This window comes from Lentzea sp. NPDC042327 (genome assembly GCF_040647275.1).
Lineage (GTDB): Bacteria > Actinomycetota > Actinomycetes > Mycobacteriales > Pseudonocardiaceae > Lentzea.
Genome location: NZ_JBEZBX010000005.1, coordinates 167,249 through 178,679 on the forward strand (window position 1 = coordinate 167,249; position 11,431 = coordinate 178,679).

Annotated in this window: 7 protein-coding genes; 1 reads left to right on the top strand and 6 read right to left on the bottom strand. The window is 70.1% G+C overall.

Annotated features, from left to right (window positions below; all coding sequences use genetic code 11):
• Positions 1-68 precede the first annotated feature (68 nt).
• From AB0A63_RS14580 to AB0A63_RS14590, 3 genes are all read right to left on the bottom strand, one after another.
• Complete coding sequence (locus AB0A63_RS14580; RefSeq protein ID WP_360390313.1) at positions 69-1,457, bottom strand: SulP family inorganic anion transporter; 1,389 nt, start codon at positions 1,455-1,457, stop codon at positions 69-71.
• Positions 1,458-1,472: 15 nt separating this feature from the next.
• On the bottom strand, positions 1,473-1,946 hold the full coding sequence (locus AB0A63_RS14585; protein WP_360390315.1) for a carbonic anhydrase: 474 nt from the start codon (positions 1,944-1,946) through the stop codon (positions 1,473-1,475).
• 161 nt (positions 1,947-2,107) lie between these two features.
• Positions 2,108-2,428, bottom strand: coding sequence for a hypothetical protein (locus tag AB0A63_RS14590; protein ID WP_360390318.1), 321 nt, complete (start codon positions 2,426-2,428; stop codon positions 2,108-2,110).
• Between the two features lie 280 nt (positions 2,429-2,708).
• Here AB0A63_RS14590 and AB0A63_RS14595 point away from each other — a divergent pair, with 280 nt between their 5' ends.
• The gene (locus AB0A63_RS14595) at positions 2,709-3,368 is read left to right on the top strand and encodes a hypothetical protein (RefSeq protein ID WP_360390321.1); all 660 of its coding nucleotides are present in this window, start codon (positions 2,709-2,711) and stop codon (positions 3,366-3,368) included.
• Positions 3,369-3,443: 75 nt separating this feature from the next.
• Here AB0A63_RS14595 and AB0A63_RS14600 read toward each other — a convergent pair whose 3' ends face one another.
• The 3 genes from AB0A63_RS14600 to dctA form a co-directional block, all read right to left on the bottom strand.
• Positions 3,444-4,949 carry a glutamate synthase subunit beta gene (locus AB0A63_RS14600; RefSeq protein ID WP_360390324.1) on the bottom strand — a complete coding sequence of 502 codons (1,506 nt, stop codon included), beginning with the start codon at positions 4,947-4,949 and terminating at the stop codon, positions 3,444-3,446.
• Positions 4,942-9,465: a glutamate synthase large subunit gene (gltB, locus tag AB0A63_RS14605; protein ID WP_360390327.1), complete on the bottom strand. Its 4,524-nt coding sequence runs from the start codon at positions 9,463-9,465 to the stop codon at positions 4,942-4,944. The genes AB0A63_RS14600 and gltB overlap by 8 nt, the downstream gene beginning before the upstream one ends.
• A gap of 531 nt (positions 9,466-9,996) precedes the next feature.
• Positions 9,997-11,355 carry a C4-dicarboxylate transporter DctA gene (dctA, locus tag AB0A63_RS14610; protein ID WP_360390330.1) on the bottom strand — a complete coding sequence of 453 codons (1,359 nt, stop codon included), beginning with the start codon at positions 11,353-11,355 and terminating at the stop codon, positions 9,997-9,999.
• Positions 11,356-11,431: the final 76 nt, after the last annotated feature.

Sequence of the window (11,431 nt, forward strand, 5' to 3'; positions counted from 1 at the left end):
CCGTTAGCGGCGTACACCCGAACGGCCCAGTGCCGCGACCACAGCCGGCCGCGGCACCGGGCCCCGCACTACCTGCCGACCAGCTCGACGGTGCGGCCCGCGCGGCGGGACTCGTCGACCCACTGGTCGATCGCCTGCACGCAGGCCTGGTCGAGGTGCCGGACCCCGCTCAGGTCCATCCTGACGTGGTCCCTGTCGACGCCGTCGAGCACGTCGAGCAGGTTCGGCAGCCGCAGGAACGTGGCGTTGCCCTTCAGCTCCAGCCCGTCCGGGGTGACGACCACCGACAGCCGGGACACGTCCCAGGCGGTCTTCACGATCGCCGCGAGCAGGCCGACCAGCGTGCCGGTCAGCAGGTCCGTGGCGACGATGAGCCCGGCCGTGAGCACCAGGACCGCTCCCTCGGCCCGGTCGGTGCGCCACAGCGCGACGACCTGCTTGAGCCCGAGCAGCTTCCACCCGGCGTGCACCAGCACGGCGGCGAGCACGGCCACCGGGATCAGCGCGAGCAGCCCCGGCAGCGCCACCACGAACAGCAGCAGCCACACGCCGTGCAGCACCCGTGACGCCTTCGTCCGCGCGCCCGCCGCCACGTTGGCGGAGCTGCGCACGATCACCGCCGTCATCGGCAGTGCGCCGAGCAGGCCGCAGATCGTGTTGCCCACGCCCTGCGCCACCAGCTCCTGGTCGTACTTCGTCCGCGGCCCCTCGTGCATCCGGTCCACCGCGGCCGCGCTGAACAGGCTCTCCGCGGAGGCCACCAGCGCGAACACCACCGCGGAGCCGACCACCCCGGCGCCGAGCAGCGAGAACTCCGGCAGGTGCACGTCCGTGGCCAGCTCACCGACCTGGATCCGCGCCACCGGCAGCCCCGCCACCTCGGCGACCGCGGTGCAGACCACCACTCCGATGAGCACACCCGGCACCGCACGCCAGGCGAACCGCTGCCACAGCAGCATGATCGCGATCGTCGCGACGCCCAGCAGCACCGCCGCGGGCGTCACCGCGAGGTCGACCAGTCCCGCGACCTTCTCCCCCGTCGTGGCCGGCGCCTGCGCGCCGACCAGCGGGTAGAGCTGCCCCAGCACCAGCACCAGGCCGATGCCCGCGAGCATGCCCTGCACCACCGACGGCGAGATCGCGCGGAACCACCGCCCGCACCGCGCCAGGCCCAGGACCACCTGCAGCAGTCCGGCGCCGAGCACGATCACGCCGAGCGCGGCGATCCCGTGCGTGCCGACCGCGTCCGCCACCAGCACGGTCAACCCGGCCGCCGGTCCGCTCACCTGCATCGTGCTGCCCGGCAGCAACCCGACGACGATCCCGCCGACCACGCCCGTCACGATCCCGAGCTCGGCCGGCACCCCCGACGCCACCGCCACACCGACGCACAGCGGCAGCGCCACGAGGAAGACGACGACCGACGCACCCAGGTCGGCCCACACCTTGTTCTTCATCCGGACCCCGCCCCCCTACAGCGGCAGGAACGCGTGCTCGGCGCACGCGGAGACCTCGCCGGTCTCGATGTCGTAGAACCAGCCGTGCACGCGGAGCTCGCCTCGGTCGACCTTCTCCGCCACGAACGGGTAGTCGAGCAACGCCCTCAGCTGCGCGCGCACGTGCTCCTGCCCCTCACCGCGCAGGGCCGGGTCCGCGGAGCTGCGCGGCCGCTGCTCACCGAGCCAGCCGCGCATGGCCGGCAGGTGGTCGATCGCGGCGCCGTTGAGCGCCATCACCGCACCGCAGTGCGAATGCCCGCACACGACGATCTCGCTGACGCCGAGCTGCAGGACGGCGAACTCGATCGTCGCCATCTCACTCGTGGGCGCGTTCAGCGAATACGGCGGAATGACGTTGCCCGCCGTCCTGAGCTCGAAGAGAGAGCCCGGTTCCGCGCCGGTGATGGCCGCGGTGACGATGCGCGAGTCGGCACACGTGATGAACATCGTCGACGGCTTCTGCCCCCGCGCGAGCTGCTCGCCAATGGCCTGGGGCCGCGACTTGGCGTGTGCGCGGGCATGCTGAACAAAGCGGTGGAAGTCCACGGGAATCCCTCACTGCTGGGGTTGAGATCTGTGTTCAGTTGGAACCGACCGGCGGGGACCGATCAGTTCCGGAACACCTGCAGTGCGGGTGGTGTGCGCCAGACCGCTGTCGGTTCGGCGGCGGGAACCGGCTTGGCACCGGCCGCCTCGACGCGCGGCGCGAGGGCCACCTCACGGGGCTTGGCCACGGTGGATGAACGTTCAACCGCCGAAGAGGCCGTCAGCAGGCGCAACCGGCTCGGCTCGCGCTCCTCGCGCGGCGCCTCTTCCTTCGGGGCCGACGTCTTGGACTTGGGCGGCGGCGCGCCGATCGACGCGGTCGACACCGCCGGGGCCAGCACGGCGCACAGGGCGACCACGACGGCCAGCAACACACTGCGCATGGTTCACCCCCCGACCGAGTTGATCTCGCACTTCCAGTTTTACCCGAGCGGATGACCAATGGGTTAACGGGGGCGCGATTGCACCGTCTCAACCGGCAAATTCACCCGAAAGGTGCTTCGCGTTTCACGGAGTGGAACGACGCTCACGCCTGACACACACCCTAGTCCTCCATTCAGTTTGTGGCGCAAATCATCAGCGAAGGGCCGAACCTTTCTCGTTCCCATCACGAAGGACACCTCACGCGGACTTTTACCGGCGCGGAACTGCTTGGATGACGGCGTGACCGCCTACGACGTCGCCCGGCTCCTGCCCGCCATCGAGGAACTGCGCGCGTTGTGCCGTTCGCTTGCCGTTCTGGACCTCGTGCTGAACCCGGACGACGACGTCCGGCGCCACCGGTTCGACGCCTCGTGGGCACCCGGTGAGGAGCTGGCGTCCATGGACGACGGTTCGGGCAACGAGTACTCCGTCGTGTTCACGGCGGCGGGCGCGTACGTGCGCGGTTTCGACCACGAGTCGCCGATGAGTCCCTATGCCACCGACGACGACCAGCCGTGGCCCGGTGTCGTCGACGCCGTGCCCGAGGTGTTCCGGCAGTGCGTGGAGGAGCCGGCGTTCTGCGACGAGGGCGTCCCGCGCAGCACGGTGTGCCTGTGGCGGCGCACCGACGACACCGCCTGGCAGCACGGGGAGATCGACTTCCCCGACGACGACCAGGACGGGGCGGACTGGCTGTTCGCGCTGCTGACCGACCGCACGCCGGAGTCCTATCAGGACTGGGCGCGGGACTACTACGAGATGCCGGTCGACCTCGGCGCGGTGCGGCACGTGTACGCCGGGCGGTCGCTGACTTCGGACGTGGTGACCGCGCTCAACCCCGCCACGACCCTGGCCGCGGTGGCGGACCGGGTGGCGGCCATCGGCCACCCCGTCCGCTGAAAGGCGAACGCCCCGGTCCGACGTCGTTGTCGGGGCCGGGGCGCCATGCTGCTGACCGCTGGTCGGACGTCGTTGTCAGACCACGGCGAGCGGAAGCTGGTTGGGGATCACGGGCGAGGGCAGGTTGGACGAGCCGGTGAGGAACCTGTCCACGGCGTGCGCCACGGACCGGCCCTCGGCGATCGCCCAGACCACCAGCGAGGCGCCGCGGTGGGCGTCGCCGCAGACGAAGACGCCGGGGGCGGTCGTCTGCCAGTCGGAGCCGCACGAGATGGTGCCGCGCGACGACAGCGGGATGCCGAAGTCGTCGAGGACCTTCATGTGCTCGACACCCTCGAAGCCGATGGCGAGCAGCACCATGTCCGCGGGCAGCAGCTCGACCTCGTCGGACACCGGCACGACCTGGCGGCGGCCGGAGGAGTCCCGCTCGACGCGCACCTGCTGCAGCTCGATGAACCGCACGTGGCCGGCTTCGTCGCCGACGAAGCGGCGGACCGCCACGGTGAAGCGGCGTTCGCCGGCCTCCTCGTGCGCGGGGTACGTGCGCAGGACGTGCGGCCACACCGGCCACGGCGAACGGTCGTCGTCGCGGACCGACGGCGGCATCGGGTACTGGTCGAGCTGCGTCACGGACAGCGCGCCCTGGCGGGTCGCGGTGCCGTAGCAGTCTGCGCCGGTGTCGCCACCGCCGATGACGATGACGTGCTTGCCCTCGGCCGAGATCCCGCTCGGCCCGTCGCCCTCGCAGGCCCGGTTCGCGGGGACCAGGTGGTCCATCGCGAGGTGGATGCCGTCGAGGTCGCGGCCGGGCGTGGACTTGTCGTCACGGCCGCGCAGCGCGCCGACGGCGAGCACGACGGCGTCGAAGTCCGAGCGCAGCTGCTCGACGGTGATGTCGACGCCGACCTCGCAGCCGGTGACGAACCTGGTGCCCTCCTTGCGCAGCTGGGACAGCCTGCGGTCGAGGACCTTCTTCTCCATCTTGAACTCGGGGATGCCGTAGCGCAGCAGGCCGCCGAGGCGGTCGTCGCGTTCGTAGACGACGACCTCGTGACCCGCGCGGGTCAGCTGCTGGGCGGCGGCGAGACCGGCGGGACCGGACCCGACGACCGCGACGCGCTTGCCGGAGGACACCGCGGCCGTGGACGGCTGCACGTAGCCGTTCTCCCACGACATGTCCGCGATGGTCTCCTCGACCCGCTTGATCGCCACGGCACCACCGGCATCGTGGGAGATCGCCAGCACGCAGGCGGCCTCACACGGTGCCGGGCACAGCCGCCCGGTGAACTCCGGGAAGTTGTTGGTGGCGTGCAGCCGGTCGGAGGCGAGCTCCCAGTCGCCGCGGCGCACCAGGTCGTTCCACTCCGGGATCAGGTTCCCGAGCGGGCAACCGGCGGTTCCGCTGTGGCAGAACGGGATGCCGCAGTCCATGCACCGCGTCGCCTGCGTGCGCACGGCGGCGTTGCGCTCCTCCGGGGCCTCCTGGAGGTAGACCTCGTTCCAGTCCTGCAACCGTTCCGGCTTCGGGCGCTTGGGCGCGTCGGAGCGGGAGTGCTTGAGAAAACCCTGTGGATCAGCCACGAGACGCCTCCATGACAGCCGCGTCAACGTCCCGGCCCTCGGCGCGGGCGAGGCGCATGGCCTCGAGAACGCGCTGGTAGTCGCCGGGCATGACCTTCGTGAACGCACCGGCTCGACGGGTCCAGTCACCGAGCAGCGAGGCCGCGACGGCGGAGCCGGTCAGCTCGTGGTGCCTGGTGACGACGTCCTTGAGCCAACGCAGGTCCTCGGCGCTGAGGCGCTGCAGTTGCACCATCTCCTGGTTCACCGACAACGGGTCCAGGTCCAACACGTACGCGATGCCGCCGGACATGCCGGCCGCGACGTTGCGACCGGTCGGGCCGAGCACGACGGCACGGCCTCCGGTCATGTACTCGAACGCGTGGTCGCCCACGCCCTCGGCCACCAGCGTGGCACCGGAGTTGCGGACGCAGAAGCGTTCGCCGACCCGGCCGCGCAGGAAGATCTCACCCGACGTGGCGCCGTAGCCGATCACGTTGCCCGCGATCACCTGCAGCTCCGCGCGGAACGGCGCGTCGTCGTGCGGGCGGACGACGATCCGGCCGCCGGACAGGCCCTTGCCGACGTAGTCGTTGGCGTCGCCGACCATCTCCAGCGTGATGCCGCGCGGCAGGAACGCGCCGAGCGACTGGCCGGCCGAACCCGTGAGCTTCACGTGGATCGTGTCGTCCTCCAGGCCCTCGCCGCCGTAGCGGCGGGTGACCTCGGCGCCCAGCAACGTGCCGACGGTGCGGTTGACGTTGCGGACCGGCAGCTCCAGCTTCACCTGGTGCGCGTCCTCCAGAGCCGCCTCCGCGAGCTGGATGAGCGTGCGGTCCAGGGCCCGGTCGAGGCCGTGGTCCTGGTCGCGGACGCGGCGCTTGGCCGTGGGGTACGGCGTCTCGGGCACCTCGAAGACCGGGTCGAGGTTCAGGCCCTCGATCTTCCAGTGCTCGATCGCCTCGTCCTTGTCGAGCAGCTCGGCGTGGCCGACGGCCTCGTCGATCGTGCGGAAGCCCAGCTCCGCCAGCAGCTCCCTGACCTCCTGCGCGATGAACTCGAAGAAGTTCACGACGTGGTCGGCCTGGCCGGTGTAGCGGGCGCGCAGGTCGGGGTTCTGCGTGGCGACGCCGACCGGGCAGGTGTCCAGGTGGCAGACGCGCATCATCACGCAGCCCGCGACGATCAGCGGTGCCGTGGCGAAGCCGAACTCCTCGGCACCGAGCAGCGCGGCGACCACGACGTCGCGGCCGGTGCGCATCGCGCCGTCGACCTGGACGGTGATGCGGTCGCGCAACCCGTTGAGCAGCAACGTCTGCTGGGTCTCGGCGAGGCCGATCTCCCACGGCGTGCCCGCGTGCTTGAGCGAGTTCATCGGCGAGGCACCGGTGCCGCCGTCGTAGCCCGAGATGAGCACGACGTCCGCGTGCGCCTTGGCCACGCCCGCCGCGACCGTGCCGACGCCGATGGAGGAGACCAGCTTCACGTGGACGCGGGCCTGCTCGTTGGCGTTCTTGAGGTCGTGGATGAGCTGCGCCAGGTCCTCGATCGAGTAGATGTCGTGGTGCGGCGGCGGCGAGATCAGGCCCACGCCGGGCGTGGAGTGCCGGGTGCGCGCCACCCACGGGTAGACCTTGAAGCCGGGCAGCTGGCCGCCCTCGCCGGGCTTCGCGCCCTGCGCCATCTTGATCTGGATGTCCGTGGCGTTCACGAGGTACTCGCTCGTGACGCCGAACCGTCCACTCGCGACCTGCTTGACCGCGGAACGGCGTTCCGGGTCGTACAGGCGCTCGCGGTCCTCGCCGCCCTCGCCGCTGTTCGACCGGCCGCCGAGGCGGTTCATCGCGATGGCCAGCGTCTCGTGCGCCTCGGCCGAGATCGAGCCGTAGGACATGGCGCCGGTGTTGAAGCGCTTGACGATCGCGCTGACCGGCTCGACCTCGTCGATCGGGATCGGCGTGCGGCCCTCGGTGCGGAACTTGAACAGGCCGCGCAGCGTGCCGCCCTGCCGGGAGATGCGCTCGACCTCCGCCGTGTACTGGCGGAAGACGTCCTCCTTGCGCGTCTTCGTGGCGTGTTGCAGCAGGAACACCGTCTCCGGCGTGAACAGGTGCAGCTCGCCCTCGCGGCGGTACTGGTAGTCACCGCCCACCTCGAGGCGGCGGTGCGCGCGGTCGGTCGGGTTGTCCGGGTACGCGCGCCGGTGGCGCAGCGCCACCTCCTCGGCGAGCACGTCCATGCCGGCACCGCCGAGCTTGGACTGCGTGCCGGTGAAGTACTCGTCGAGCAGGTCGTTCGACAGGCCGACGGCCTCGAAGATCTGCGCGGCGGTGTAGGCGCCGACCGTCGAGATGCCCATCTTCGACATGATCTTCAGGACGCCCTTGACGAGCGCCTTGACGTAGTTGCGGATCGCCTTGTGCGCCGGGACGCCGGTGATGGCGCCCTGGCTGATCAGGTCCTCGATCGTCTCGAACGCGAGGTACGGGTTGACCGCGGCGGCGCCGTAGCTCAGCAGGGCGGCGACGTGGTGGACCTCGCGGCAGTCGCCGGACTCGACGACGAGCGCGACGCGCAGGCGTTCCTTGGTGCGCACCAGGTGGTGGTGCACCGCGGAGACCAGCAGCAGCGACGGGATCGGCGCCATCCGGTGGTCGGAGTCGCGGTCGCTCAGCACCAGCGTGCGGGCGCCGTTCGCGATGGCCTCGGACGCCTCGCGGCGCACCCGCTCGACCGCCGCGGCCAGCGCGTCGCCGCCACCGTCCACCTCGTACAGTCCGGACAGGACGGTGCACGCGAAGCCGGGCAGGTCGCCGTCGTCGTTGATGTGGATGAGCTTGGCGAGCTCGTCGTTGTCGATCACCGGGTAGTCGAGGGTGACGTGCCGGCAGGAGACGGGACCGGGGTCGAGCAGGTTCTGCTCGGGGCCCATCACGCGCTTGACCGAGGTGACGATCTCCTCGCGGATCGCGTCCAGCGGCGGGTTCGTGACCTGGGCGAAGTTCTGCACGAAGTAGTCGTAGAGCAGCCGGGAGCGCTGCGACAGCGCGGCGACCGGGGTGTCCGTGCCCATGGAGCCGAGCGGCTCCTGGCCCATGACCGACATGGGCGTGAGCAGGATGCGCAGCTCCTCCTCGGTGTAGCCGAAGGTGAGCTGGCGGCGCACGACCGACTCGTGGCTCTGCACCACGTGCTCGCGGGCGGCGAGGTCGGCGAGGTCGAGCAGGCCCGCGTGCAGCCACTCGTCGTAGGGCTGCTCGGAGGCGAGGCCCGACTTGAACTCCTCGTCGTCGACGATGCGGCCCTGGGCGGTGTCCACGAGGAACATCCGGCCCGGCTGCAGCCGGCCCTTGGCGACGACCTGGTCGGACGGCACGTCCAGCACACCGGACTCGGAGGCCAGCACGACGCGGCCGTCGGCGGTCTGCCACCAGCGGGCGGGGCGCAGGCCGTTGCGGTCGAGCACCGCGCCGACGACCTCGCCGTCGGTGAACGTGACGCACGCCGGGCCGTCCCACGGCTCCATCAGCGAGGCGTGGAACTGGTAGAACGCGCGGCGCTTCGGGTCCATCGTGGCGTGGTTCTCCCACGCCTCCGGGATCATCATCAGCACCGCGTGCGGCAGGCTGCGGCCGCCGAGGTGCAGCAGCTCCAGCACCTCGTCGAACGACGCGGAGTCCGAGCCGTCCGGATCGCAGATGGGGAACAGCCGCGCGAGGTCGCCGGGGATGAGGTCGCTCTCCAGCAGTGCCTCGCGGGCGCGCATGCGGTTGCGGTTGCCGCGCACGGTGTTGATCTCACCGTTGTGGGCGACGAACCGGAACGGGTGCGCCAGCGGCCACGACGGGAAGGTGTTGGTGGAGAACCGGCTGTGCACCAGCGCGATCGCCGACCGCAGCCGCTCGTCGTGCAGGTCGGGGAAGAACGCCGGCAGCTGCTCGGTCGTCAGCATTCCCTTGTAGACGATCGTGCGCGCCGACAGCGACGGGAAGTACACGCTGCCCTCGTGCTCCACGCGCTTGCGCAGGCAGAAGGTCAGGCGGTCCAGGGCGACGCCGGTCTCGTCGCGCGTGCCCTTCACGAAGAGCTGGGCGAAGTGCGGTGCCACGGACAGCGCCGTCGGGCCCACGTTCGCCTTCTCGGCGTCGACCGGGACGTCGCGCCAGCCGAGCACCTCGAGGTTCTCCTCGACGGCGATGCGCTCGATCTGCTCCCGCGCGGCCTCGCGGTCCTCGGCCTCGAACGGCAGGAAAGCGATTCCCGCCGCGTACCCGCCGCGCTGCGGCAGGTCGAAGTCGACGACAGCGCGCAGGAACTCGTCCGGCAGCTGGAGCAGGATGCCGGCGCCGTCGCCCGAGGTGGGCTCTGCTCCGGCTGCGCCACGGTGTTCCAGGTTGGCCAGGGCGGTGAGCGCGTCGCTCACGATGCCGTGGGAACGCCTGCCCTGGATGTCGGCCACCATCGCGACACCACAGGCGTCGCGTTCATCAGCGGGGTCGTAGAGACCCTGGGGGCCGGGGATGGCGGAGAAGATCACTGCGCAGACCTCCTTCGTCGTCCTCGCGTAAAGAACTAAAGTCCTCGTGCTCAGACCTCGAACCAACAGGTGGGAGCACGGGACGACGATGGCCCGCGTGTTGACGCGACTTTAACAGCCGCGAAACCCGGGGACACCATCCAATGGGTGATCCAGGTCATGGAAGCGTAACGATTTCCCAGCGCTGAGCGACATTGCAGCGAACGTCGAGGCCCGTTACGGCTGAGTTAGCGTAACCGAACGTTCAACTTCGGCCAGCGCGATGAGAGCTGCACAACATTCGCGTGTTGCCACAAGATCAGCCGGGTAACCCCTCCTTCTTCCTGGTCAGACGCCTGCCGTCCCAGTTAGCGGACGCTCACACCGCACCGCCCGCTCCGCCGGGATGTCGTTCGTTTCCGGTCAAAAAACCGAGGTCCCGGTCCTCCGCGTCGCGTGCGGGAGGACCGGGACCTCGGTCTTCGCAGGGCTTGGCCGCCGTCAGGTCACGTGGCCGGGAGCGAGAGGGGGTCGCCCCCGGCCACGGACGCCTCAGTGGGCCGGGACCGCCACCTTCGCGGTCTCGTCCTCGCCGGACTGCTTCGCGAGCAGGTCGTCGACGTCGACGCTGCCGGGGTTGTTCAGCACCTCGGTCAGGCGGTCCCTGTCGAGGGACTTCTGCCAGGCGGCGACCACGAGCGAGCCGACGCCGTTGCCGATGACGTTGGTGATGGCGCGGGCCTCGGACATGAACCGGTCGATGCCGACGATGAGCGCGATGCCGACGGCCGGGATGGCGCTGTGCGCCTCGAACGCCTGCAGCGAGGCGGCCAGGGTGACCAGGCCGGCGCCGGTGACGCCCGCCGCGCCCTTGGACGCGATCAGCATGAACAGCAGCAGGCCGATCTGCACGCCGATCGACACGTCGTGACCGGTGGCCTGGGCGATGAAGATGGCGCCCATGGTCAGGTAGATGCAGGTGCCGTCGAGGTTGAACGAGTACCCGGTCGGGATGGTGAGGCCCACGACCGACTTCTGCGCGCCCGCCGCCTCCAGCTTGACCATCATGCGCGGCAGCACCGACTCCGAGGACGACGTGCCGAGCACGATCAGGATCTCGTCCTTGATGTAGCGCAGGAACTTGAAGAGGCTGAAGCCCGCGACCTTCGCGACGATGCCGAGCACCACGACGACGAACAGCAGGCAGGTGGCGTAGAAGGAGCCCATCAGCCACAGCAGCTTGCCGAGCACGCTGCCGCCGAACTTGCCGACGGTGTAGGCGATGCCTCCGAACGCACCGATCGGCGCGACGTACATGACGATCTTGATGATGCCGAACATCACCTTGGAGAGCGTCTCCATAGCGGACACGACCTTGGCGCCGCGCTCGCCCATGCCGGCGACCGCGATGGCCACGAGGATCGCGACCACGAGCACCTGGATCAGCTGCCCGTCGGTGAACGCGCTGACGAACGACTTCGGCACGAGGCTCAGGATGAAGCCGGTGACACCGGTCTCCGCGCTGGAGGCGTCCTTCAGCGTCTTGTCGGCGGCACTCGCGTTCAGCTGGATGTCGCCGCCGTGGTGACCCGGCTGCACGATGTTCACGACGAGCAGGCCGATGGCGAGCGCCACGGTCGTCATCGCGGTGAAGTACAGGATCGTGCGGAGTGCGAGACCGCCCGCCTTGGCGAGGTTCCCGAGGCCGGCGATGCCGACGATGATCGTGGCGAAGATGGTCGGGGCGATCACCACCTTGACCAGGTTCACGAACAGGTCGGCGAGCCACTTCATCTCGGACGCCTGCTTCGGGAACAGGAACCCGACCGCGGCGCCCAGCACGATGGAGACCAGCACCCAGAAGTAGAGGTGCCTGTAGATCGGTTTGCGGCCTGTGGTGGTGGTCGCCACTGTTCCTCCTCGAACACTTCGCGTTGGGTAGGAGGGTGAGCCGCGCCACGCACAGCGACAAGGCGGTGCCCGGAAA

Bases quoted from the DNA above. Each gene is read 5' to 3' on its own strand.
- AB0A63_RS14590 (WP_360390318.1), bottom strand. From the start codon at position 2,428: ATGCGCAGTGTGTTGCTGGCCGTCGTGGTCGCCCTGTGCGCCGTGCTG.
- AB0A63_RS14580 (WP_360390313.1), bottom strand. From the start codon at position 1,457: ATGAAGAACAAGGTGTGGGCCGACCTGGGTGCGTCGGTCGTCGTCTTC.
- AB0A63_RS14585 (WP_360390315.1), bottom strand. From the start codon at position 1,946: ATGTTCATCACGTGTGCCGACTCGCGCATCGTCACCGCGGCCATCACC.